This window comes from Bacteroides sp. 1001302B_160321_D4 (assembly GCF_015667765.1).
Taxonomy (GTDB): domain Bacteria; phylum Bacteroidota; class Bacteroidia; order Bacteroidales; family Bacteroidaceae; genus Bacteroides; species Bacteroides xylanisolvens.
The window spans coordinates 86731-112337 of record NZ_JADPLO010000004.1 but is presented as its reverse complement, the minus strand read 5'-3'; the positions used below and the strand labels follow the sequence as shown (position 1 = coordinate 112337).

17 protein-coding genes, 1 tRNA gene and 1 pseudogene are annotated in these 25607 nt (G+C 38.9%); 10 read left to right on the top strand and 9 right to left on the bottom strand.

The window, feature by feature from the left end:
* Positions 1-104: 104 nt before the first annotated feature.
* The 8 genes and pseudogenes from KFO40_RS02770 (at position 105) to KFO40_RS02735 (ending at position 15321) form a co-directional block, all read left to right on the top strand.
* On the top strand, positions 105-3269 hold the full coding sequence (locus KFO40_RS02770) for a SusC/RagA family TonB-linked outer membrane protein (protein ID WP_370867671.1): 3165 nt from the start codon (positions 105-107) through the stop codon (positions 3267-3269).
* A 21-nt stretch (positions 3270-3290) separates the two neighbouring features.
* Positions 3291-5126, top strand: a complete 1836-nt coding sequence (locus tag KFO40_RS02765) for a RagB/SusD family nutrient uptake outer membrane protein (protein WP_048693142.1) — start codon at positions 3291-3293, stop codon at positions 5124-5126.
* 41 nt (positions 5127-5167) lie between these two features.
* Positions 5168-7921 (top strand): SusC/RagA family TonB-linked outer membrane protein, encoded by a 2754-nt coding sequence (locus tag KFO40_RS02760; RefSeq protein ID WP_048693139.1) that lies wholly within the window; start codon positions 5168-5170, stop codon positions 7919-7921.
* A 12-nt stretch (positions 7922-7933) separates the two neighbouring features.
* Entirely contained in the window at positions 7934-9595 is a 1662-nt protein-coding gene (locus tag KFO40_RS02755) for a RagB/SusD family nutrient uptake outer membrane protein (protein ID WP_080979781.1), read from the top strand.
* Between the two features lie 92 nt (positions 9596-9687).
* Complete coding sequence (locus tag KFO40_RS02750) at positions 9688-11520, top strand: C10 family peptidase (protein ID WP_048693136.1); 1833 nt, start codon at positions 9688-9690, stop codon at positions 11518-11520.
* 6 nt (positions 11521-11526) lie between these two features.
* Complete coding sequence (locus KFO40_RS02745; protein ID WP_048693131.1) at positions 11527-11886, top strand: hypothetical protein; 360 nt, start codon at positions 11527-11529, stop codon at positions 11884-11886.
* 29 nt (positions 11887-11915) lie between these two features.
* Positions 11916-13388, top strand: a pseudogene (locus tag KFO40_RS02740) (glycoside hydrolase family 30 protein).
* 382 nt (positions 13389-13770) lie between these two features.
* Positions 13771-15321, top strand: a complete 1551-nt coding sequence (locus tag KFO40_RS02735) for a sulfatase (RefSeq protein ID WP_048693123.1) — start codon at positions 13771-13773, stop codon at positions 15319-15321.
* An 835-nt stretch (positions 15322-16156) separates the two neighbouring features.
* Here the strand turns inward: KFO40_RS02735 and KFO40_RS02730 are convergent.
* The 8 genes from KFO40_RS02730 to KFO40_RS02695 all read right to left on the bottom strand — a co-directional run bounded on the left by KFO40_RS02730 (position 16157) and on the right by KFO40_RS02695 (position 22225).
* Entirely contained in the window at positions 16157-16831 is a 675-nt protein-coding gene (locus KFO40_RS02730; protein ID WP_048694681.1) for a recombinase family protein, read from the bottom strand.
* Positions 16832-17006: 175 nt separating this feature from the next.
* Positions 17007-17357: a hypothetical protein gene (locus KFO40_RS02725; protein ID WP_048694679.1), complete on the bottom strand. Its 351-nt coding sequence runs from the start codon at positions 17355-17357 to the stop codon at positions 17007-17009.
* Positions 17338-18291: a hypothetical protein gene (locus KFO40_RS02720; protein WP_048694676.1), complete on the bottom strand. Its 954-nt coding sequence runs from the start codon at positions 18289-18291 to the stop codon at positions 17338-17340. The genes KFO40_RS02725 and KFO40_RS02720 overlap by 20 nt, the downstream gene beginning before the upstream one ends.
* Before the next feature lie 21 nt (positions 18292-18312).
* Complete coding sequence (locus KFO40_RS02715; protein ID WP_055229373.1) at positions 18313-19869, bottom strand: hypothetical protein; 1557 nt, start codon at positions 19867-19869, stop codon at positions 18313-18315.
* Positions 19870-19969: 100 nt separating this feature from the next.
* Positions 19970-20245, bottom strand: a complete 276-nt coding sequence (locus tag KFO40_RS02710; protein WP_048694670.1) for a hypothetical protein — start codon at positions 20243-20245, stop codon at positions 19970-19972.
* 23 nt (positions 20246-20268) lie between these two features.
* Entirely contained in the window at positions 20269-20490 is a 222-nt protein-coding gene (locus KFO40_RS02705; RefSeq protein WP_048694667.1) for a hypothetical protein, read from the bottom strand.
* Between the two features lie 358 nt (positions 20491-20848).
* Positions 20849-21880 (bottom strand): DUF3871 family protein, encoded by a 1032-nt coding sequence (locus tag KFO40_RS02700; protein WP_055229372.1) that lies wholly within the window; start codon positions 21878-21880, stop codon positions 20849-20851.
* A 180-nt stretch (positions 21881-22060) separates the two neighbouring features.
* Positions 22061-22225: a hypothetical protein gene (locus KFO40_RS02695; RefSeq protein ID WP_162838064.1), complete on the bottom strand. Its 165-nt coding sequence runs from the start codon at positions 22223-22225 to the stop codon at positions 22061-22063.
* Positions 22226-22945: 720 nt separating this feature from the next.
* On the opposite strand from KFO40_RS02695, the gene KFO40_RS02690 reads away from it, so the two are divergent.
* Both KFO40_RS02690 and KFO40_RS02685 read left to right on the top strand, forming a co-directional pair.
* Positions 22946-23800: an Rpn family recombination-promoting nuclease/putative transposase gene (locus tag KFO40_RS02690; RefSeq protein ID WP_048694656.1), complete on the top strand. Its 855-nt coding sequence runs from the start codon at positions 22946-22948 to the stop codon at positions 23798-23800.
* 591 nt (positions 23801-24391) lie between these two features.
* Positions 24392-25255 carry a PD-(D/E)XK nuclease family transposase gene (locus KFO40_RS02685; protein ID WP_048694654.1) on the top strand — a complete coding sequence of 288 codons (864 nt, stop codon included), beginning with the start codon at positions 24392-24394 and terminating at the stop codon, positions 25253-25255.
* 176 nt (positions 25256-25431) lie between these two features.
* Here KFO40_RS02685 and KFO40_RS02680 read toward each other — a convergent pair.
* Positions 25432-25505, bottom strand: a tRNA-Met gene (locus KFO40_RS02680).
* Positions 25506-25607 lie beyond the last annotated feature (102 nt).

Genomic DNA, 25607 nt, shown 5'->3' with positions numbered 1-25607 from the left:
TTTTCTAACTATATTCGCAGTGTGAATAAACATTTTTGTCAGGTCGTTTTTTTTAGTCAATTTGATGAATTTTTAATCATTCTAGTAACTTAAATTTAAATGCAATGAAAGACTTTTTCACTCCAATGAAGATACCCCAAAAATGGGTATGTCTGCTAGCGATGTCTTTTGTGTTTGGACAACAGGCATTTTCTTCAGAGAACTATGTGACGGAAAGTATAGCTGTTTCGGCAGATATTATGCAGCAGAAAAGTAAGACGGTTGTTGGTACGGTAACTGATAATGGCGAGCCTATAATAGGTGCCAGTGTCGTGGTGAAGAATGCCGGTAAAGGTGTTATAACAGATATGGATGGGAATTTTAAACTGGATGTTCCTGTTGGTGCGACAATTGTCATATCTTATGTCGGATATGATAGTAAAGAAATTGTTTATAAGGGCGAGTCTACTTTAAAAGTTGAATTATCTGAAGATGTTTTGCAGTTGCAGGAAGTACAAGTTGTAGCGTATGGCGTAACGAAGAAAGTGACAGTGACGGGTGCTATTTCATCTGTGGGTACAGAAGAAATTCTTAAATCACCAGTCTCAAGTATATCCAATGCATTGACCGGCAAATTACCGGGGTTGTCTACTGTGCAGCAGACTGGGCAGCCGGGAGCTGATGATGCAACAATGTATGTCCGTGGTGTCGGTTCGTTGACAGAAGGATTATCGTCACCACTTGTTTTGGTAGATGGAGTAGAACGTTCGTTCAACCAACTTGATCCTAATGAAATTGAAGATATTTCTATTTTGAAGGATGCTTCGTCAACGGCTGTGTTTGGTGTTCGTGGTGCTAATGGTGTTATTTTGGTAACAACGAAAAGGGGACAAGAAGGAAAACCTAAAATAAATGTATCTACTTCTTATTCTTTACAAATGCCAACGCGTATGCCGGAATTTGCCAACAGTTATGAGTATGCAAGTACATATGTCAATGCCCAGCGTCGGGATGGAATAGAGAGTAACTTTGCTTTTACGGATGAAGCGATTGAAGCCTACCGGACACACAGCAATCCTTTAGCTTATCCAGATACGGATTGGGTGGATATGTTAATAAAGGACGTGGCTTTGCAAACGCAACATAATTTTTCTATTTCCGGAGGAACAAGAGGAGTCCGTTATTTTGCTTCCTTGGGTGTGTTGACGCAAGATGGTCTATTCAAGTCGTTTGAGAAAGAGTATGATGGTAATTTCAAATATAACCGTTACAATTATCGTATAAATCTGGATTTGGACCTGACGAAAACCACATTGATGCGTATGAATTTAGGTGGGCGTGTTAATGATAAGCGTACGCCGAATTATGAAGGAAGTAGTGATATCGGATTATTGTTCCGTGATATTTATTGGGCTATTCCAATGTCGGGGGTAGGTATTATGGATGGAAAATGGATATGGCCTGATACAAAAGAATTTAGTCTGCCGGGTACTGTAAGAGACGGACTTTATCCATATTATGGAAAAGGATATAACACTTCAGCAGGGAATATCCTGAATTTTGATTTTATGCTGGAGCAGAAATTGAACTTCATCACTAAAGGTTTGAAGGCACATGTAAAAGCATCTTATAATAGCGGTGTGACTTTGAAAAAGTTGCGTAAAACTTCTTATCCTCATTATGAGACGATAGTAAATGAAGATGGTACAGTGAATTTGCGTAAAGTGGGAGATCAGACCAATCTTCAATATTCGGAGAGTACAAGCCGGAGCAGAGACTGGTATATGGAGGTCGCCATGAATTATAAGCGTGATTTTGGTGATCATCATGTTTCAGCCTTGGCTATGTACAATCAAACAATGAAATATTATCCGGATAGTAATCCGGATGAATTTAAATCTATTCCCCGAAGCTATATCGGTTTAGTTGGGCGTGCTACTTATGACTGGAAAACACGTTATATGGTTGAAATGAACGTGGGGTATAATGGTTCTGAGAATTTTGCGCCAGGTAAGCGGTTTGGTCTTTTTCCCGCAGTATCAGCAGGTTGGGTTCTGACAGAGGAAAACTTTATGCAACCTTTAAAACCGTGGTTGAGTTATTTTAAACTTCGTGCTTCCTATGGTGTAGTGGGGAATGATCGTGTGAGTGGTAACTATCGTTTTCTTTATCTGCCGGATTCTTATAATCCGTCGACAGGTAGTTATTATTTTGGAAATTCCATATCTACAGCATGGCAAGGTGCAGTGGAAAGTAAGATTGGTAATCCCGACGTAACTTGGGAAACGGCTGCAAAGCAGAATTATGGGGTGGATGCTTATTTCATTAACAGCAAACTAAAAGTTAATTTTGATTATTTTATTGAGCGTCGTAAGGATATTCTCACAAATCGTAAGGTTCTGCCAACTTATTTAGCAGCAAATTTGCCTATTGCCAATATTGGCAAAGTTGATAATAAAGGATATGAACTGAGTGTAAACTGGAGAGATAGAATTCATGATTTTAGATATCATATAGGTTTCAATCTGGCTTATGCTAAAAATAAGATCGTCTTTCAAGATGAAGTTCCCTATCCTTACGATTATATGAGAAAGACCGGTAAGCCGGTTGGGCAACAGATGGGGTATAAATACGATGGATTCTTTTCGGAAGAAGATGTGGCAAAGTATGAGACCGAACGTGGTAAATCAATACCGGATCATGGAACAGGGTATATTCCTAAGCCGGGTGATGTGAAATATAAGGATTTAAATAATGACCATAAGATAGACCAGTACGATGTTGCCGCTATCGGTTATCCAGTTTACCCACTTCTTACAGGAGGAATAAATTTGGGATTTTCCTATAAAGGATTCGATTTCAGTATGACATGGTCCGGCGCAACAAAAGTTTCCCGCTTATTGGATGATATTTTTCGTGAACCGTTTGGAGCCACAGATTCTCGTTCGTTAATGAAATATATGATAGATGACATGTGGACGCCGGAAAAAGGAAATTCAGCTAAAGCTCCTGCCATCTCGTTTACGAATAAAGTAAATAATTACAGAGACTCGGATTTATGGTTACGTGATGCTTCCTACTTGCGTTTGAAAAATGTGGAGATTGGTTATAATTTTCCTAAAAAAATATTGAGCAAAATCAATATTGGAAGTCTGAGAGTTTTTGCAACAGGTTATAACTTGTTGACATTAGATAAATTGAAAATTGTAGATCCGGAATCTCGTCCCAACGGTAATGCAATGTATCCGGTAGTAATGGTGATAAATATGGGCTTGAAAGTAGGATTTTAATTTATAAAAATAAAGTTAGTCATGAAAAAGATAAGAAAATATATTTATCTGTTACTGATCTTCTCATATGTTTCTTTTACATCATGCGAGGATTTTGCTTTAGGGGAGAAATTTCTTCAGAAACCTCCTAGCGGGGATGTTACTATCGACACTATTTTTTCGACGGCAGAGTATGCCCGGAGAGTATTATGGTATGCTTATTCGAAATTGCCTTATGGCTTTTCTACCGGTTATAATAATTCGACTTCGATGCGTGTGGGTTCAATAGAATCGTTGACTGATCTGGCACAGTCATATGTTGGTTATGCAGGAGCGGATAAGTTGTATTATCCGGGACTTTATAATGCCGGAAGTGAAGACGAATCAGGTGGAGAGGATCATGCAACTAAATACAATATGTACGCACGTGATCCTTGGAAAGGGATTCGCCATGCATGGGTCTTTATTAATAATGTGGACCGAGTACCGGATATGACGGCGGAAGAGAAGTTGCGTTTGAAGGCGGAGGCCAAAATTACCATTGCTGTGCAGTATTCTGAAATGTTGCGTCATTATGGAGCCTTACCTATTGTTGACCATGCTATTATGCCGGAAGAAATGGGGTTACCGGAGCGTGCCACTTTGCAACAGACTGTGGATTTCATAACCCGGTTGTTGGATGAGGCTATTGCATGCAAAGAATTACCTTGGGCTTTGCCGGAAGATGATCTGAGTAATGAGAGTGGACGTATGACAGGGGCGGCTGCCATGGGATTAAAGCTAAGAGTACTGTTGTTCGTAGCCAGTCCGTTGTTCAATTCTGACGAGCCTTATTTTCCGGGGGAAGCCTCTGATAAATTGATGACTTGGTTTGGCGGGTATAGTGAACAACGCTGGAAAGATGCGGCAAAAGCGGGGGAAGATTTTTTCAAATCTTGGAAACAAGGTGGTTTTTATGAATTGGTACAAAAAGAAACGGCAACTAAAAATACAATTCGTCAGGCATTTCAGGATGCATATTATACCAGGGGTACTACAGAGAGCCTAATTTCTGTACGCAGGCATTTTAGGACAAATGGTATCAGTACGTTGCTGCAAAGTTTACGTTGGGGCGCATGGTGTCCGACAAAAGAATGTTTTGACTTGTTCCCGATGGCGAATGGTGATGATTTTGATTGGGATAATCCTGTTCATAAGAAAAATCCTTTTATAAATCGTGATCCTCGGTTGTGTGAAACAATCTTATTGGATGGTGACGATTTTCAAGGTAGAAAGGCTGAGGTATTCAAGGAAGATGCTAATGATAAAAAGAATTATCCCAAAGGTGCGGATTGGAATAAGAACAATTTGGATAGTAAGAGTTTGTCAACAGGGATTGCCGGACGTAAATTCGCTCTTGACCGGAAAGGGGAGTACAATAACCGTGTAATTCATTGGCCTTATTTACGTTTGGCTGAAGTATATCTTGCTTATGCAGAGGCATTGAATGAATGTGGGCGTACCAGTGAGGCATATCAGTATATCAATGCAGTTAGAGCACGCGTTGGTTTGCCAGGGCTGGTATTGAAAGGAAAACTGGATGAGAAAACAGAGTTTCGCGAAGCAGTACTTCGAGAACGCGCTTGTGAATTTGTATGGGAAGAAAACCGTTTCTTTGATTTGATACGTTGGAAACGTGAATCTGATTTTACAAAACATTTGCATGGAATTAATGTGTATCGCCATAAAACTACCAAAGAATATAAATTTGATTTTCCGCAGTTGCCGGAAAGAGCATGGCAAAAGCCGGGAGGATTTTCTGCAAAATGGTATCTGAGTGCATTTCCTGATAAGGAAGTGAATAAAGGATACGGGTTAGTACAGAACCCGGGATGGTGATCATGAAAATCATTCAATGAATAAAGAAATAAAAGAATACTATGAATAAAGCTATAAAATTAGTAATGACAGGTTTGCTGGTGTCGGCAAATATGCTGGCACAGGAAACGGACAGCATACAGCAGTACGGTCGAGGTATTTCGGTTGACTGGAAAGAATCTACTACTGCGGGAGGAATGGTGACAGCAGGGCAATTATCCCATAAAACGAGTGTTAATCCTTCTAACTCATTATTTGGTTCTGTTCCAGGACTATATGTGTTACAGAATGCCGGCAGTTCCTGGGCAGATGGTGCTACTATGTATGTACGTGGTTTGGGGACTACAAACAGCAAAAGCCCGCTGATATTGGTTGATGGCTTTGTACGTTCCATATCAGACCTGACAGTGCAAGAAATAGAATCTGTGGTTGTCTTGAAAGATGCCGTAGCTTTGGCACTGTATGGAATACGAGGAGCTAATGGGGTCGTTTATGTTACCACGAAACGTGGAAAGACTGGCAAGCCGGTAATTAATTTCAATTATGAGTTTAATATGGGGACTCCGGTCCGTTTACCGGAAATGGTAGATGGATATACTTATGCCCAAGCTTTGAATGAAGGGTTGAAAAATGATCATCTTAGCCCCCGTTATACTCAACGTGAACTAGACGCGTTTAGAGATCGTACTTACCCAGACTTTTATCCGGACGTAGATTGGTGGGGAGAGGCTTTGCGGAATCATAGCCTTGGTCAGAATGCAAACTTTTCCATTCAGGGAGGGGGTGATAAGGTACAATATTATGCACAGTTGAATTATCTGAATGATCAGGGAATTCTGAAGCCGACCAATGACAATGAAGATTATTCCACCCAGCTTAAATTCTCAAAGTTGAATATACGGACTAATCTTGATATACAGGCTACCAAAACCACGAAAGTGCAATTGAGTATGCTAGGTAATTTCTCAGAACACAATCGTCCGGGTGCACAGCTAGATGATATCTTCACAGCTTTGTACCAGGTTCCTTCAGGAGTGTTTCCTGTTAAAACAAAGAATGAGGTATGGGGAGGTTCTACTATTTATTCCAATAATCCTATTGCTCTCATTTCAGGTAAGGGATATGCGCGTTCACAAAATCGTGCTTTGTATGCCGATATGAATATTCAACAGGATTTGAGTACTCTTACTCCCGGTCTATCTGCTTCAGTCCGAGTGGGGCTTGACAGCGATGCTAGTTACTGGGATTCCAATACTCGTAACTTTGCTTATGAGTCTTCAGTGAAAGGATGGGATGGAGAAGAAGACCAATATAAAAACTTGCGTAATGAATCTGCTTTGAGTTTTAGCAGCAGTACAGGAGAAATTGTCCGCCGCTTTAACTTTAATGCCCAATTAAATTATGATAGAAATTGGGGATTACATCGGCTGAATACAGTTTTACTTTATGCTATGGACCGGATGGATCGTGATGGACAGAATGCTTCCCGGGCATATATGGATATGGTTGGACAAGCGCATTATAGCTATAAAAACCGTTATTTACTTGATTTTGCTTTATCGGGTTCGGCATCCAGTGTTTTGGAACCGAATCATCGTTGGGGAATATTTCCGTCAATAGGTGCTGGTTGGATTCTTTCAGAAGAAAGCTGGATGAAAGGAAAATCGGTTGATTTCTTAAAATTGAGAGCATCTTATGGTATAGTTGGAAGGGCGGATTTTGGGGTAAATCTGTATAAGTATTATATGGGAAGTGGTAATAGTTATTATTTCAAGGATACTCCGGCCAGCCAAAGTGGTATGACTGAAAAGCAAATTGCTGTAGACGGGCTTACTTATGAAAAGTCGCATAAGTTGAATGTTGGTATGGATTTCATGGTATGGAAGAAGTTGTCATTAACTATTGATGGATATTATGATCATCGGACTGATATTCTGGTAGATGGTGGTAATGCGATTTCTTCTGTGTTCGGAATGACCGTTCCCAAGCGTAATGATGGTGTTGTCAATAACTATGGAGTGGAATTAATGGCAGGTTGGAATGACCGGATAGGTGAGTTCAGTTATCAGATAAACGGGCAATTCTCCTTCAATCGGAGTAAAATTATCAATATGAATGAAGAATATCGTCCGTATGATTATTTGGAGCGTACAGGGTGTCGTGTCGGTCAAATATTTGGTTATGAAGTAGAGGGAATCTATAAGAATCAGGAAGAAATAAACCAACGTGAGGTAAAACAATATTTGTCGGAGGTACGTCCCGGTGATCTAAAACTCAAAGATCAGAATGGTGATAAACGTATCGATCAATATGATCAAGTTGCCATGGGATATAACGCTACCTGTCCGGAGATTTATTATGGTTTCAATTTAGGTGCTGAATACAAGGGCTTGGGAGTTTTGGCGCAATTTCAGGGAGTGGCCAATTATAGCCAGGTGCTGGATACACGAAGTGTGTACCGACCATTGATTAACAATAATACAATTTCCAGATATTATTGGGAAAATCGTTGGAGCGAGAATAATCCGAATGGGACATTACCCAGGCTAACTACATTAGGATCAGCGAATAATTATAATAATAACTCATTATGGGTGACAGATGCTTCGTTTTTGAAATTACGAACATTAGAAGTTTATTATCAATTACCTGATAAATGGCTACGTAGGCAGAATGTTGTGAAATCGGTGAAACTTTATGTTCGCGGACACGACCTGTTATGTCTGGATGGCATTGATATTGCTGATCCGGAGGCGTTGGGAGTTACTCATCCTGCGATGAAACAATATACATTTGGTTTTAATTTACAATTCTAAATTGGAGAGACAATGATAAAAAAAATAAAGATTAAAAATATAGTACTGCTTCTATCTTTATTGATGATGACAGGATGTGGTTTTATGGATTGTGATGAGTCTGATAACTTTACCAAACAAGAGGTGCTTGATAGCTATAATCGTGTGAAGCAACTGGCAACCAATGTATATGGTTTCTTAAAAGCGGACTTTTGTTCTATAGATGGGGCCATGCTGGATGCGGCTACGGATGATGCCGTCCATATTTACAAGTCTTCCAATATCCAGCGGTTTGTGGATGGTACATGGTCTGCCAATAATTTGGTGGATAATGTATGGGGACATTATTACGAAGGAATTCGGGCAGCCAACTTCTATTTGAAGGAAACTGCCGGACTGACATTTGATGAATGGAAATATTCGGATGATTATGAGGCTATAATGAAAGAGTTTACTAATTATCAATATGAAGTCCGTTTCCTTAGAGCATATTTCTATTTTGAATTAATCAAGCGTTATCGCAATATTCCTTTTGTACTAGATGTCTTGGCACAGAATGAAGCTAACGGGGTAAATCCTGAATCTTATGAGAAGATTGCTAAATTCATCGTGGATGAATGTTCGGATCTTGCACAGATTTTGCCTGTGAATTATGATAATTTCAGTACAAAAGAGAAAGGACGTGTTACGCGGGCAGCTGCTATGGCATTAAAATCGCGTGTTACGTTGTATATGGCCAGCCCTTTATTTTCAGAAGATAGTGAAGATAAATGGAAACAAGCCGCAGAAGCTGCTTATGATATTATTAAACAGAAAACAGATTTAGGCTTGGACTTGGTTCCTTATCCTCAAATATTTAATGACGTTAATAATCAGAAAGCTGAGGTGATATTGTATCGTCCGACAGGTGAGAGCGGTGACTTTGAGAAGGCTAATTTTCCTATTGGAGTGGAGGGTGGAAAGACATCTACCTGTCCGACACAAAACTTGATGGAAGCGTATGATATGAAGGATGGTACTCCTTTTGTATGGAATAATCAGTCAAATCCATACGATAATCGTGATCCTCGTATGAAATATACGATTGTTTGCAATGAAATGAAATGGCCTGTAGACCCTGTGGAAATATGGGAAGGAGGAACTAACGGATTGCCATTGCAGAATGCCACTACTACAGGATACTATTTGAAAAAGTATGTAAATAACACGATTAGTTTCGAGGCTGGCAGCACTGTTACGAAAAAACAGCATAATTGGGTATTGTTCCGTTATGGTGAGATTTTGCTTAATTATGCAGAAGCTATGATTAATGCTTTTCATGATCCCAACTATAAAGATGCTGTTTACAATATGAGTGCGCGTGAAGCGGTAAATCAGATTCGTGGTCGTACAAATATTTCGTTGCCCGGTTTTCCGTCGGATATTACAGAAAAAGATTTCGTTAAACGCCTGAAGAATGAGCGTCGTGTTGAGTTAGCTTTTGAAGGTCATCGTTTTTGGGATGTACGTCGCTGGAAGGAACTGGGACAGACGGCCAATATATATGGAGTAAAAATAACGAAGAATAATGAGGTAATCAGTTATGAGAAATTCTTACTCGAAACCCGTGCGGTAACTGATAATATGTATTTTTATCCTATACCCAATACAGAACGCTTTAAAAATCCGAATTTGGGACAGAATCCCGGATGGTAATTATAAAAATAATATTGGAGTGTCTCCCCGGCAGGAGAGAATACTCCAATATCCTGTTCTTAACTACAGCAATGTGATCTGATACTTTTTTTATGAAATATATTCTTTTCTTTCTTATATTATTTTCCTCAAAGCATATTCTTCTTGCTAATGAAATTACAATGGAGCAGGCTAGAAAAGTGGCTATGAGTTTTTTTTGTGAAACGATACGATCCCGTGGTGGAATTCCCAGACTTCAGCTCGTCTGGGATGGTGAAAGTACTACTACGAGAGGTGGATCATCTCCCGCATTTTATGTGTTTAACCGTATGGATAGTGATGGGTTTGTGATTATCTCGGGAGATGATGTTACCATGCCGATATTAGGATACTCTTGCTCGAATCATTTTGTAGTTGAAAATATGCCTCCCAACTTGCTTGATTGGATGGATGAATTACGCAATCAGATTAATGCGGTCCGGGAGGAACATGTTGTGGGCACTTCTTATATTTCGAAAGCTTGGACGCGGGCATCAGACGCTATTGGTACGCCAATAGTGAAATTAACCACAGCCTTGTGGGACCAGCAAGCGCCTTTCAACAGACTATCTCCGACAACCAGTGACGGAAAGTCAATTACCGGCTGTGTAGCTACTGCAATGGCGATTATTATGCAATATTATCAATGGCCGGATCAGGGTGTAGGAACTGTACCTGTTTATACTCTACAAGCTGATAAGAATACCCAGATACCAAGCAAAACTTTTGATCGTCCTTATGTTTGGAGCAAGATGCCGGTAAAAGTTGATAAGAATTCGGATACTGATATAAAGGATGAGGTTGCAACTCTTATATATGATTGTGGCATTATTTCAAAGTCACAGTTTGGCAGGAAGTCTACGTGGGCATATTACGAGAATGCACTGGAAGGTATGATAAAGTATATGAAATATAATAAGGGGACTCATATGCAGAATCGGGCTACCCGTGTTATGAGTGAATGGCATCAGATGTTAAGGAAAGAACTTGATGCAAAAAGGCCGATTCTATATACAGCTTCTACTAAATCCGGTGGAGGGCATATGTTTGTAATAGATGGCTATACCCAGGAAAATTATTATCATGTTAATTGGGGGTGGAGTGGAAGTTCGAATGGTTATTACTTATTGACTGTTATGGATCCGTCAAATCCGGGTTCCGGCAGTTCTAGCGGTGGATACACTCAAGAGCAAGCTGCTTTTTTTAACTTGATACCAGATAAGGATGGCACCTCTGCTTTTACAGATAATTTGGTTCTTATTAGGAAGGAAGTGAATGGTGTCTATTATGAAGGACTTGTAATGGATGCTGTTAATATTCAGCCAGAACAAGAATTTAAAATAAGTATAGGAGCTGTTAACAACATCGGACGGTCAGCTTTTGACGGAAACCTGAGAATAGCTTTAGTAGGCAAGAACGGAACTATAAAAGAATATATATCCGAGGAAATCCCTGTTAAGTATCCGGCAGACTCTTACCATAGTGAAACAGACTGTTTCTGTAAAATAACCCTACCAATAAAGGCCGGAGATCGGATTAGAGTATATTACAAGGGTAAATATTCAGAGGATTGGGAATATTTGCGGGGTGGCTCACTATTGAAATCTGAAATTATTCTCAAGGAGGAAGATATGCCTTTGGAAAAAATGACCAGTTTTGCTTATGATAAGAAAAATAAGAAGATTAGTCTGAAGACTTGTCCCCAGGTAGAGTATCAGGTGCTCTCACTAACTAATAACGTGGTATTTTCAGGAATTACTAATGATGATAACCCGGAGATTCGGATTGATACAAGTGAGTTGATTGACAGAGAGTATGTCATTGTGCTCCGGAAGAAAATAGAGGATGAAGACGAGTATGAAGAAAAAAGAATACGTTTTGCAATAGGTAATCAAAATAAGAAATAGGAGAATATGAAGGAGATATTGAAATATATTGGACTGACTTTAATTTTTTTCATGGTATATTCATGTAGCGGTGGAGAGGATATTTTGCAGGAGGGACCGGAAGAAGACCCTTTTAAGGACTATTGCCTTGTAACAATAGAGCATAGCGGGAAATCATTTGGTTTTCTTGAATTTACAGGCAGTAAACTGTCTGGTAATATTCAATGGGGAGATGATAAATCTGAGATGTTTGCAGGAAAAAACACTCCGTCACATGTATATCAGACCGCGGAGGAACATATTATCGTCATAAAAGTTCAACAGGCTGATGGGATTATGTTGCCAGGTATCGAGGGGGTATCTCGGATAGATTTATCTGATTTTTAGTTAATTGAAATATTCTAAAAAAGGAGAAAATGAAAAGAATAACTTTTATATTTATAGTTTTGTTGATGGGGGTGGAAAGTGTATTTGCCCAGTCCTGCACATGGATCTACAGCACGGAAGGAAATATGTGGAAAGAATCGAAAATCAGATTACAATTAAAGCCTGATAAGGAACCCGCTTTAAAGGTGGATACAACAGAAAGCATTCAGGTATTCAAAAGATGGGGAACTTGTCTCAACGAACTGGGATGGGATGCTTTGAATTTGTTGCCCTTTGAACAATAGAAGGAAGTATTAAGTAATCTTTTTTCGAAAGAAGGCGCTTTACGTTTTTCCATGGGGCGTATACCGATGAATGCCAATGATTATGCACGGGACTGGTATAGTTGTGATGAAGTGTCCGGTGATTTTCAGTTAAAGTACTTTTCTATAGAACGTGATAAGAAGACAATTATACCTTTCTGTAAAAGAGTTCTGCACTGTAATCCTGATGTAATCTTTTGGGCATCTCCTTGGTCACCGCCGTCCTGGATGAAGGTTAACCATTATTATTCAGTACGTAGTTGGAATGGACAGAATAAAATGTCTCCTTTGTCTGATGTTGTTCTATATGAAAATACTACGGGGAAGGATGCTGCATATTATCCAAAGCAATTGGCTGTGAATGATTATTTTATTCAGGATTCTCGTTATTTGAAAACCTATGCCAATTATTTCTGTAGGTTTGTTTCTGCCTATCGGGAAGAGAATATTTCCATATCAAGAGTGATGTTTCAGAATGAACCATGGGCATATACCATTTATCCGGGTTGTGCATGGACGCCTGAGGGGATTATAAGATTTAATGTCGAATATTTGGCGCCGGAGTTAAAGAAACAACACCCGGAGGTTTCACTTTTTCTTGGAACACTCAATACCAATCGTTTTGATGTTGTAGATAAGATTCTGTCAGATTCTCGTATGAAAGATGCAGTGGAAGGATTAGGATTTCAATGGTGGGGAGGACAGATTTTGCCTGCTATCCGCAAGAAATATCCGTATTATAAGTATATGCAGACAGAGAGTGAATGTGGTTCAGGAACGTTTGATTGGAAAGCGGCAGAACATACATTTAGGTTGATCAATCATTATATAGGTAATGGTTGTGAGGAGTATACTTTTTGGAATGCGATTTTATCTGACGAAGGAAAAAGTAGCTGGGGATGGAAACAAAATGCTTTGATTCGTGTAGATTCTAAAACCGGGACTATTACGTATACACCAGAATATTATGCGGTGAAGCATTTTTGTAATCAGGTTGTTTCAGGTACAAGGGTTTTACAATATAAAGAGAAGGGGGAGGATAATTTGTCTGTTATTGCTTTCTTGACTCCAGAAGGTAAATATTTGATAGTAGCAGGTAATTATGGTGATGTTGCGCAGCAAATGACGGTACAATTAGGGGAGAAGTATTTAAATGTAACTTTACAGGCGCACTCTTTTAATACATTTATTGTAAAATAATTGTTTATATTGCATTATTATAAAAGCAAGATTAGATGTCCTCTGCCGAATCAAGTGATAATTCGTAGCTTCGGTAAAGTTCTCCTGTAACTTTAGCCTCTGAGAGTTTAACGGTATTTGTCTAAATGTTATAATTGGACACTATAAATCTAATATTTTGCTGATATATTATTGATATAGAGACCGATATATTTCTATTAACATCGAACTCATGTTAATTTAAGTGTTCCTCAACTTTATGAAATGAATAAAGTGACGGAAAAAGAAAATGTTGCTTCTTAATACCCCGATAAGGTTTTTAAATTATAGAATGTTCTTCGCAGAGTACGCCTGAAGTAAAGTGAGTAATGTAAAGTAGCCTTTGTTTTAAATTAAAATAGAAATGAAACCAATTTTATACAAACTTATTTGTAGTCTTCCTGTAACTCTTTTTGCCGGAACAGGTACACAGGTCTTTGGACAGGAACAACGCCCGAACTTGGTCTATATTTTTCCTGATCAATATAGGTTGAATGCATTGAGTATATGGAATGATGTGGCATATCGTAATGTTCTGAATACGGTAGGTGATCCGGTTCATACCCCTAATTTGGATAGACTGGCAAAACAGAGTGTGATTTTTAATCGGGCGTGCAGTACTTGTCCGTTAAGTAGTCCTCATCGTGCTATGTTGATGACAGGTGCATTCCCTGAGAAGAATGGAGTACCGGGCAATTGCCATGTGAACAATCAAAACGGTATTCCCGACAGCTTGGTTTGTTTCACTGATGTACTTGCGGGAGCTGGTTATGAAACGGCTTATGTGGGAAAAACGCATTGGCATCGTACGGAAGCCCTGTTTGACAAGGAGAATAATTATGTAGGTACAACTGAAGCACCTGGCGGACATTGTGTGTATCCATACGATACCTATATTCCTGAAGGAAGAGGGCGCAAGAGTAATAAGTACTGGTTTCAGCAATTGAAAGACAATCATTTTAATGCTACTGCCTATTCCAATCGTCCTGAATTGGTGGGTGGAAAGAAAGATGGTGAGCCGTTCCGTTATCGTCGGCTTACCTTGGAGGTTGAAGCGGATGTAGTGATAGGTTATCTGCGAAATAAGCAAGGACAACGAGACGCTTCCAAGCCTTTCAGTTTATTCTGGAGTTTGAATCCACCTCATACCCCTTATCATAGACTTACGGATTGTAAGGAAGAGGTGTTTAATCAATATTATAAAGATTTGAAACCGGAAGAAGTATTGCTACGTCCTAATGTGAAATTTGGTGAGGGTACACAAGTGAAAAACTTGGAACAACTGACACTTCAGGCAAAAATTTATTTCTCTTTGGTGAAGAGTGTGGACGATGAGATAGGTCGGGTGTTGAAAGTTTTGGATGAAGAAGGATTGACTGATAATACCATCTTGATATTCACTGCCGATCATGGGGAAATGATGGGTAGCCACGGTCGTATGGCAAAGAGTGTGATTTATGATGAGTCTTTTTCTATTCCGTTCTTTATACGTTATCCCGGTCAACTGAAACCAGGAGTGAACGATCTGATGTTGGGCGCTACAGATATTATGCCTACTTTGCTGGGTATGATGAACCTTGGAGACCAACTTCCTGAAACGGTGAAGGGAAAGGATTATTCACAAGGTATTCTTACGGGTAAATATAGGAAGGTAAAGAAACCTGTTTCTCAGTTTTTCTATCAGCAGAAAGAGAAAGGTGTACGCACTGACCGCTACTCGTATTTGGTGACAGGGGATGGAAATTATCAACTTTTTGATAATCTGAAGGATCCTTATCAGATACATTCTCTGAAAATAGAGGAAATTCCGTCAATTCAGACAAAGTTACTGAAAAAGGAACTTGGAAACTGGTTGAAGGTGTCGGAGGATGGCTGGGCCAAGGAACACAAATTTCCAGATAGGATAACTTATTAATAAAATACCATATATGGAGAAAAATACAGTTATCAACACATTTTGTCTTTAATCCATATACTTTTGTTACAATCCTCCACAAAGTTGGTGTATTGTCTCGACAGTACCTTCTGTGAATTACATATTTCTTTATCGTTTGCCATTAGTGGTGGATGATATACATTGCTTAAATATATGTTACAGCGCTGTGGACCGATTCTCACAGGGTTGTTTCTTTATTGCTTCCAATACGACGGTTATACAATTGCATCTATTAGGAATAAATCCGCTCCTGAATGCACTTGTTATTGTAATAAAGTAATACTTTGAAGAAGTATGCTGTAAATCCCTTTTTTATATCTAATACAGACGTTTTATTTAGGGAAATTTATAAATAATAATTAATCTATTAGGGTATGAGCACTCTGGTATATGTCCGGCGATTATCTGGATAACACGACGCAAACAGGCCGTTAATGGGCTTTGGCACTGTTCCCACCATATGTGATGCAGTGTTTGATAGCAGATATTAGCCGATATGACGGGGTTAGCTGGGCATAAAGGTAAAAAACGAAGTGACATACATAACTCCTGGAAGGAGATAAAAGTGTTATAAAAAAGTTTGCAAATCGTGTACATTTTATAATAGAAGTACATTTTTTGTAGTATATTTTATAACATCTACACTGTCCCTACTGGCTATGTATTTACTATCGTATACTCTCCGTCTCCGACTTACCCGATGAAGAAAGAAAAAAGAAGCCGGGGCATCCCTCAGCTTCTCTTCTTATAAAGATTTTCTGTTACCCAAAACTCATGTTACCATTGATTGTCATATAACAGATTATAAACTTTCTTATTTCAGATTATACCTTCTGATTAATTTGTAAACCGTTGATTTGTAAAACCTGTATCCTTTAGACGTTACAAATCCTTCTTTATTAAGAATATCCGCTATCTCCTGCAGAGTATGTTCCTCTTTTACTAATGTACGCAACATGGCGACAGCTCTCCTGTTATTGGGATTGTTATCCGCTTTCTCCCTGCAGGTTCTGATACTGTTCTGAATTGCCTGTTCATGTTTGTCCATTAAGTGTTCCGGATTACCCAGCCTGAATCCCCTTGCCTTCTTTGCCTGTAGGGCGGATTTTGTTCTTGCCGCTATCAGTTCCGCTTCGTATTGTGAGATTGCCGACAGGATATGCAACACCATCTTATTGGCTTGTGGGAAATCACAAAACACGATCTCCACATCATTCTCCAGAAGATTTGACAGGAAGGAAACATTTCTAGCCAACCGGTCCAATTTGGCAACGATCAGTGTCGCTTCCGTTTTTCTGCAAAGGCTTAATGCCTCTTTAAGTTTGGGCCTGTCCTTTTTTCGACCTGATTCAATTTCAACAAATTCAACAACCGGAGTTTTGTCACGAAGATATTTCTGTATAATTTCCCTTTGTGCTTCAAGTCCCAGTCCTGAATATCCTTGTTTCTGTGTGCTTACCCGAAGATAAGCTACATATTGATTGTTCATTGATTTTAAATTTCAATAGTTTTAACAGTGGTTCCGCTGACTAGATGCTCGTCTAATCTATGGAACCATTCATATTATTACATAAAAAAGGCTTTCCGTGAGATTTCAGGTTCCTATAAACTCTACTTTTTCACAGAAAGCCGTATTTTTAGATTCTGAATTTCTCAGAGATTCCCTAATACCTTATAATATCGTATGTATCAGAAATCCTTTTTTCATAATCATCCGTTTTCTCCACATTCTCGTCTATTATAGAAACGAGCATATCAAAGTAAACGTCTTCTATTATTTTTCTTTCTCCTTCAGAGTCAGGGATAAGATGTATTTCAAACAGGTCCTTTCCTTCATCGAGAATGATTTGTACCATTCCCGTATGCTTGAATCCCTGCACATGAAATTCCAGTCCGCCTTTGACCGGTTTTATCGTATCCATATCTACTCCCCACGACATTACTATAACGGGTTGTGTCTTTAGGATTGACCATATATATCCTGCCAGTTTCAGATCATAATTTTTGTTTTCCATATTCGATTTTATTTAAGTTGTAATATTCAGTGTAAATTCTCTGGTAATCCTCCATATCCAGTTTCGGAAAAACGGAGTGGTACATATAATAGAGGTCTTCTATGCTCCATAATTCCCCCTGATCGAGCAGTGCAAATATTTCGTCTACAGCTTCGTCAAATTCATCATAACTCCTCCATCGTCCGTCCAATATTTCTGTCTGGTGTGGATAAGTGTCAGTACAATTCTCAATGATATGCTCTACCAGTGACAGACAGCTCATGAGGTCTTTCTTTATCGTAAATTCATGGTCCGTATGTGGTTCGTAATATCCACAGCTGAGATTGATGCAACTGACCTGAAGCCCCCGTTCCTTTAGTTCCTGCACATCCGTCATCATTCCATGTGTTTCCCTGTATCCGAACTTTTTATATCCGGCAGCTTGAAGGAATTTGGGAGAACATAGTGAAGTCCAGCCGATTTCTGTAACAATGTCCTGATACCCCCGTCTGTCAGGCTGTATAACAAAGCGGCAGTCATTGAAAAAATCCATCACCGCTTTTCCTGAACCGACACATCCCACTTCTTCGCTGACAAAGAACGCCAGTTTTAAGGAGTCATACTTTCTCAGGCATTTGAGTGCTATCCAGATTCCGTTCTTGTCATCGGCTCCGAGTCCTTCCTGTCTTTTATTCCGGGAACTGTAACCGAATATGATTTCTCCCGTTTCGACAGTCGTGAAGTCTTTTGAATGTAACCTCTGCACTTGGTCAAGATGTGCTACGATACAAGGGTATGATTCCGCTTCCCCCTTTGTTATATATAAGTTCCCGGCTGCGTCTGTTTCAACTTTGGTACCGGTAATTCTCTTGGTATAATTCCATATAAACTTAATCATCGTCCGTTCTTTTCCGCTCGGGCTATAAACCTTGTATAATTTCTTAAGCAATTCCATAATTTTTATTTTTTTTGTGGGTTAAACATTTATTTCATTCATCTCGTATGCATAAGGCAATCCTGTTTCTTCATCTATCCCGTCATAAAGTTTGCCGTTCAATTTATGAAGTTCTTCCGCTTCCAGCAGTCTTTGTGCTGACTCTACGGATATTGTCTTTCTTTCATATTCACAAAGGATATTGTTCCATACCCGGTATATGGTTATGTCTTCTGCATGCTCGTAGTATTCCTCATCATAGTCGGAATAATGCCAGTTTTCCTTTTTGTATTCCTGTTCTGCTTTCTTCCGGCATTCTTCACAGCAATAGTCCTCTTCCGTTATTTCTGAATAGTATTTATCCTCTTTTAGGAAATCCTCTTCACATTCGGAGCATGATAGTACGTCGGAGTCATGGTGGTATTCTTCCAGTTGCTCTATCCATGTAAATTCTCCCAGATTCTCTACATCACAATAATATTCCTGCCCATGATAATATACGGTGGTGATTTCACGACAATTGTATTCATGGAAATCATCGTATTCCTCCTCACCATTCAAAGAACCGTCAGTAATATCAAGTGCGATGTCGCCACTTCCGTAATTGTCCGCTGTCCTCCCGGATTGATTGTACCATTTGAATGAATCCTGATAGCTTAGGGTATCGTCATAGTCCAGGTCACATTCTATCCTGAATTTCCTGTCTGACAATGAATTCTCCTCCAGGTCAACAAAAGCTCTTGAATCACCACATCCGGCACCAACTTTCTTGTAACCGTCAATGTGTCCTCCCTTTATCAGAGCATCTATTAAAGCACGTTTGAGGGTGTTGTTCTCATCGGTAGCGTATTGTCTTTCCGCCAGTCTCCATATTTTTCCATTCTGGTCTGTAACCCTGTTGTAGATGACACACCTTGCTGTCACCTTTCCTTCTTCATTGATCAGGTATGCCGCGCTTGCATCGACTGAATTCGTATAGAAATAATGCAGTTTCCTGTCTACCATGCAGGAATGAAAATCTCCTTTACAGCAGTCTGATGAATAGATTCTCTCAAAGTCTTTGTCAACATGCAGTTTATTCTTCGGTAACCTGCCGTGAGTATACCCTTGCCAGTCCGCCGAGAATTCCTCGCACAGATAAGTCACTATCTGTTCAGGGAGGGTTCTGCCGAATTCTGTTTCCAGTATGAGCGAGCGGTAGAGTTTTCCCGCTTTCATTTTAAACACCTTTCCTCCGTTTTCATGGTTAATGTAGCGGATTGATCTGGTATCCCCGTCTTTACACAGCCCTTTCAGTTCGTCCGTTTCAAAGTTCCTGGAGTAAAAGAAGTCTCCGTCCAGCTCCAAGACATAACGTAATGACATATCTGAGTGCCCGCTTATAATTATTGTCCGGGTAATGGTCTTCTTCAATTCCGCCATTGAGGAAATATGAAGCAGCGTATAATTGTTTGTCTCTATTGCTTCATGCAGTAATCTCTTGTTCCTGATATATGCCAGCAGTATCTTGTTTTTTCTGCTGCATACCCCGTTTCCATGCTTGATAATTCCAAACATGTCCTTGAATTCTTCATAATTTTTAAATTTGTAGTATAACATAATCTTTCTTGTTTTAAAATGTTGGTAAATAAAAAAGGAGGACACCACGTTGATTGTGATATCCTCCTCAGATATAATTCCGGTATGTTTCAACCGTCTCTCAAATGAATGGAATATGTAGTTCTTCCAGCACTTCCATTAACTTTTTTGCACCTTCTTTTGATGCTTCATTTCTTAGGTCCGTCCTTCTTTGAGGATCTGCATACACTGTCAATATCTCTACAATAGTCCTGAATAATGTCTGTTGTAGGGTTTGGTGAAATGTTGTCGTTGCAAGTGCGAATCGTTTTTCATTCCACCCGTAATCATTCAAGGCCCTTGCCAATTCCTGTGCCGCCTTGAACTCTCTGCTGTTTTCAATTTCAAATCTTTCCATTTTTCTTTCTGATTCGTTTTTAGTTAAAATATAGTTGCATTGACCGGCCATTTTTCTGCGTCAGTATCAATGAGCTGGTGTACATATTTATCTGACGGATATGCCTTTTCGGCTTTTAAAGTAGCTGCAATATAATTTGTTGCTTGTACTGTCAGCGAGGGCATCATTTCTATGAAGTCCTTGTACGTTTCCCCCTCTTCGGTAATTAAGGTATATTTGATTATATCGAAGGTGTAATGTGCCATACTTTATTCCTTTCCATTTTATTCAGAACCATTCCCGTTTTACTCACCGGTGTGCTCTGTCCGTTCATTTTCTTTTCTTAGCAACTGAAGTTCCACCTTCTCCGTATCAAATTCATAATTCATGCACTTTTTAAAGTTTCCCATTAAAAGAAGCAGGGGAAATAACATCCCGTGCCTGCAATTCCTTCCGTGCTCGTCTAGTGCTGATTTACAGGTGTCACAATGGTATATGTCCTGTATACATGTTACGCTCATATATTTTCTCCTTTCTGATTTTAATTCAACAAAAGAAGGGAGAAAGACCTTGTTTGTTATTTTTAGATCTTTCTCCCTTCATAGGATTTTTAGATGTTCCGGTTTATCTCAGAAACCATCCGTAATTTTCAGTGTCTTCCCCTCTCAAGGCTTTCTGAATGCCCACTGCAAAATCTGTGGCGTTCTGATTCCTTTCGAGGAATTTGTCAATATAGGACTGTTTGGCCGCCTCGTTAAGAAGCTGCATCAGGTCCCAGCATGAAATTTTTGCTCTTCCGCGTAAGCCGAAGTTAGGGTTGTCAATATAGCCTTTGGTGGCTGCATTGATGTTTGAATCACCCAGGATAACTTTCGGCAATTCTTTCATCTGTGATGCCGGTAAAACCTGGTAAAGCCGTAAACGTCCGATTATCTGGCAGAATTGTTCCTGTGAAATCATTGTTCTCCCCAGGGTTTCAAGAAGTCTCAAATTTTGTTCGGGATTGAATGTCTGAAACAGTTTTAGTGCGGCTATATAGATATCCGTATCGCCCATCACTTCCAGACGTCCTGTCAAGCCGTCACATGTCAGCATAAGATTACTGCATACCCTGACTCTCCATCCGATAAAGATTTTAAATTTTTCAGGGGATTTTTTTCCGTACAGGTTCTCTTCGTTCAGGCTTCTTACGCCGCCGATACAAAGATGCACTTCCTCACCGTTTATTTCCCGACATATGGTTCGGATATGAAAACAGAATGCCATTCTCTGATAATAGATGGTTTCGTCTTCAGGTTTGAGTTCTTCCTTCCTTTTTGTCAGTGCGGAAGGATGTCTGCCTAAAATCTTGTGTGAGACTCTGATTTCCGTATTACCGAAAGTTTCTCCTGCAAAAAACATGCTTGCCGCCTCCTCAATACGGTGTATAAAAGTCTGGTGGCTGATTGTAAGCTGGTTGTCTCCAAAGCTGGGTACAATACAGTTCGTTTCCAGTTCTTCAAGTGTAATGCCTGAAGTGTTTGATTCAATAAAATTGGGATGTTCCTTCTTCTGTTCCTTTTCTGATACGATTACTGCATCTTCGATAAAGGTTGGGTTGACCATACCCATTCTTGTCATCCTTGTGGATGGTAATAATAAATTGGTTGTTTCCATATTTTTATAGTTTTTAATTGGTTAATAAAATCCGATAAAAGAAAAAGCCAAGAGGTTTATTTCTTTGCTTTTACAAATATTCCTCTTAGCTTCTTGATTCCCTTGAGTATGGATGTGGTTACCTCAAGGATGGTTATAATTACGTCCTGTGCCTTATCATAATCCATTCACTAGACGTTTCTATGGGTTTTCAGTTGTTACATTGCCTGTATCAACTTTACTTGCGGCGGATTTACGTTTGCTCCTGCCACCATACTTCTCTACAAGTTCCACAATAGTTGAACCTGCCACGATGATCTCAGCAATGTATGCTGCGATTCTGATTCCTTTCATTAAATGTTTCATTTTTCTCTTGATTTTAATTGTTAGTTAATAATATGTTCTTGTTCTCTTTTCTCTTGTTTTTATTCTTGTCATATATAAGGGTTTAAGGTGAAGAGGGAAGGAGAAGAAAGGGAAGTAAAATGAATGATAAGGAAAAGGAGAAGAAAAAAATAAAGAGCCGTTATCAAGACTCTTCGTCCTGACTTGGCTCTTTGATAGGCTGTCATACTTTCATTGCCCAGACTGTAGCTGTAATAATTACCGGTACCGCTGCTATCCTTCGAATTGAATCTCCCAATGATCTTCTAAGTATTGGGCTCAACCCGGAAATTGTTTAATCTTGTTTGAAGCTGTGTGCACCATTTAGTACCGGTGCAATCTCTGTGCTTCAATTTATTCTCATCTATAAGGATTTCGGGTGATGGGAGGGGGAGAAAAACGGCCTGATATTATATCTTGATAATGAGAGGAAGCCGGATGGTCTAAAAGAATGACCTGTATGATCACTGAAGTCATATGAATTGTAAATATCAGAGTTATATACAATTAAAGAATAATCCCGGTTACTTTTTATCTTTCTGTTAAAATAGCCTCTTTCTGCTTGATTTTTACTTGATTATTGCTACTTTTGTACATAAGTGTCGGGAAGGTTTATTGAGGCATTTTTAACGGCCTCTCGTGTTGGTTATACAATGAGATATTTCCGCGATTTGATTTTGAAATTATAAAAATAGAAAGCACATGGGAACAGAAGGAATTCAGGATAAATATGTAAATCCATATACCGATTTTGGATTTAAACTGCTTTTTGGAACAGCTATGAATAAGGAGTTGTTAATTAGCTTTTTAAATGCGCTCTTATTCAAGGAGGAAGTAATCAAGGATGTAACTTATCTTAATGCAGAGCATCTTGGAACACAGGAATATGACCGTCGGGCCGTATTTGATGTATATTGTGAGAATGAGAAGGGAGAGAAGTTCCTGGTTGAAATGCAGCGTGGCGAGCAGCAGTTCTTTAAGGACCGCAGTGTCTTTTATTCCACTTTCCCTATTCGTGAACAGGCTAAACGAGGGGAATGGGATTATGAGTTGAAGGCTGTTTATGTAGTGGGTATCCTGAATTTTTCCTTTGACAATTCTGATGAGGAGTATTTCCATCATGAGGTGAAACTTGTGGATCTTTACACGCACAAGGTGTTCTATGATAAACTTACCTTTGTTTATCTTGAGATGCCCAAATTCAATAAGACTGAGGATGAGTTGGAGAGTATGTTTGACAAGTGGCTTTTTGTCCTGCGTAACCTTGCCTCTCTGCTTGAACGTCCCAGAGCATTACAGAACAGAGTTTTTGACCGCCTCTTTGAAACTGCGGAGATAGCTAAGTTTACCAAGACTGAACTGAGTGAATATTGGGACAGTCTGAAAAATTTCCGTGACTGGTATAGTGTTATATCTACGGCGGAAAAGAAAGGAAGGGAAGAAGGAAGAGAGGAAGAAAAAAGAGAGAATGCTCGTAATTTTAAAAAGTTAGGAATAACTATTGATGTTATTTCACAGGCTACTGGACTGTCTAAAGAAGAAATAGAAAAGTTATAGTGTAAATCTTAAATATGTTATTTGTGAAGGGAATATGCGGATGATTACTGTGTATTCCCTTTTTTATAGGGATCATGAAAGAATAATCTAATAATTTATCTATCTAATAGTTTATTGGCTTTATTAAAAAATAGTTGTTTTTTTGTTTTAGTTGTAATATTTATCTCATAAGTATTATCTTGTGTTTGAATTTTGGATAAAAATAGATTCTGTTTTAAAGGGTGCATATTTGTGTACCCTTTTTTTTCTCGCTATAATCTGATTTAAAATAGCTTGCATTGAAGAAATATAAATATGATAGTTTTGATATTCAGCTTTAAATTGGTGATACGTAGAAGAACGACAGCTGTATTTTTTAGAACAATTTAGTTGGACAAAAACTGATGCTTCAACTGTAACTAACATATTTGTTGCATATAACACCGATTGCTTTAAAATAAATCAAAATCTTCAATTAACGAATGAATAAGAGTCAGTGTATTTATTGTATATTGAAATATATAACAGGGGATACTGAAAACTGCCATCTTTCTTGTTACTCTACATCATTTTGTTTACCTTTGTAGTAATCAATATATTAAGTGGAAGAATATGAATAATAACAATAACCAAATAATCCGCTTTGACTGGGCGATGAAGAGACTTCTCCGTAATAAGGCAAACTTTAGTGTACTTGAAGGTTTGCTTACTACGTTATTGGGTGAGAAAATCGTTATCCAGAAGCTTCTTGAAAGTGAAAGCAATCAGGAGGATGAATATGACAAGTATAACCGTGTCGATATGCTCGCCGAAAATTCTAAGGGTGAGCTTGTCTTGATAGAAGTGCAGAATAACAATGAATATGCATATTTTCAACGTATGTTGTTCGGTACTTCTAAATTGGTGACTGAATATATCAACAGAGGGGAGAGCTATGATAAAGTACGTAAGGTATATAGTGTTAATATTGTCTATTTCTCACTAGGACATGGGACAGATTTTGTTTATCATGGAAAAACAGAGTTTAGAGGTATCCATCAGGGGGACATTCTAGAACTAACTCCTTTCCAAAAGCAGACGTTTAAAGTGGATACAGTTAGCCAGTTATATCCTGAATACTATATCTTGAAAGTGAATGGTTTTGATCAGGTAGCCAAGAGTCCTTTGGAAGAATGGATCTATTATTTGAATACGGGGGAGATTCCTTCTAGTGCTACAGCTCCAGGTCTTGAAGAAGCACGTGAGAGATTGAAGTTGGATAGTATGACTAAGGATGAATTGGCGGCTTATTATCGTCATTTAGATAATATAGTAATTCTGCGTGATAATATCTATACGGAACGAGAAGAGGGAAGAGCGGAAGGAGAAAAACAAAAAGCAATAAAAGTTGCTAGTTATTTAAAGCAGGTAGGTTCTCCGACAGAATTAATTATAGGAGCAACCGGTTTGTCTAAAGAGGAAGTAGAAAAATTATAGTGTAAATCTTGAATATATTCTTTGCGAAGAGGGGAATACATTATATATAATGTGTTCCTTTTTTTGTGAACATTAATATCGTTTTGTGTTCCCGTTGTGTTCCCATCTTGTTTTAATAAAAAAGACCGCCAAGAGTGGAAGCCTCCTAACAGTCTCAATTTCAATGCTTTTCTTAGTAGCGGGACCCGGGATTGAACCGGGGACCTCATGATTATGAATCATGCGCTCTAACCAGCTGAGCTATCCCGCCATCGTTTCTCGATTGCGGGTGCAAAGATAGATGATTTTTTATAATCTCCAAAACAATTCATAACTTTTTTGTGTTTTTTCTTTAAGAAGGGGTTTGATTTTC

Excerpts from the sequence above, each read along its gene's own strand:
- KFO40_RS02770 (WP_370867671.1), top strand. The coding sequence starts at position 105 with ATGAAAGACTTTTTCACTCCAATGAAGATACCCCAAAAATGGGTATGT.
- KFO40_RS02765 (WP_048693142.1), top strand. The coding sequence starts at position 3,291 with ATGAAAAAGATAAGAAAATATATTTATCTGTTACTGATCTTCTCATAT.
- KFO40_RS02760 (WP_048693139.1), top strand. The coding sequence starts at position 5,168 with ATGAATAAAGCTATAAAATTAGTAATGACAGGTTTGCTGGTGTCGGCA.
- KFO40_RS02755 (WP_080979781.1), top strand. The coding sequence starts at position 7,934 with ATGATAAAAAAAATAAAGATTAAAAATATAGTACTGCTTCTATCTTTA.
- KFO40_RS02750 (WP_048693136.1), top strand. The coding sequence starts at position 9,688 with ATGAAATATATTCTTTTCTTTCTTATATTATTTTCCTCAAAGCATATT.
- KFO40_RS02745 (WP_048693131.1), top strand. The coding sequence starts at position 11,527 with ATGAAGGAGATATTGAAATATATTGGACTGACTTTAATTTTTTTCATG.
- KFO40_RS02735 (WP_048693123.1), top strand. The coding sequence starts at position 13,771 with ATGAAACCAATTTTATACAAACTTATTTGTAGTCTTCCTGTAACTCTT.
- KFO40_RS02730 (WP_048694681.1), bottom strand. The coding sequence starts at position 16,831 with ATGAACAATCAATATGTAGCTTATCTTCGGGTAAGCACACAGAAACAA.
- KFO40_RS02725 (WP_048694679.1), bottom strand. The coding sequence starts at position 17,357 with ATGGAAAACAAAAATTATGATCTGAAACTGGCAGGATATATATGGTCA.
- KFO40_RS02720 (WP_048694676.1), bottom strand. The coding sequence starts at position 18,291 with ATGGAATTGCTTAAGAAATTATACAAGGTTTATAGCCCGAGCGGAAAA.
- KFO40_RS02715 (WP_055229373.1), bottom strand. The coding sequence starts at position 19,869 with ATGTTATACTACAAATTTAAAAATTATGAAGAATTCAAGGACATGTTT.
- KFO40_RS02710 (WP_048694670.1), bottom strand. The coding sequence starts at position 20,245 with ATGGAAAGATTTGAAATTGAAAACAGCAGAGAGTTCAAGGCGGCACAG.
- KFO40_RS02705 (WP_048694667.1), bottom strand. The coding sequence starts at position 20,490 with ATGGCACATTACACCTTCGATATAATCAAATATACCTTAATTACCGAA.
- KFO40_RS02700 (WP_055229372.1), bottom strand. The coding sequence starts at position 21,880 with ATGGAAACAACCAATTTATTATTACCATCCACAAGGATGACAAGAATG.
- KFO40_RS02695 (WP_162838064.1), bottom strand. The coding sequence starts at position 22,225 with ATGAAACATTTAATGAAAGGAATCAGAATCGCAGCATACATTGCTGAG.
- KFO40_RS02690 (WP_048694656.1), top strand. The coding sequence starts at position 22,946 with ATGGGAACAGAAGGAATTCAGGATAAATATGTAAATCCATATACCGAT.
- KFO40_RS02685 (WP_048694654.1), top strand. The coding sequence starts at position 24,392 with ATGAATAATAACAATAACCAAATAATCCGCTTTGACTGGGCGATGAAG.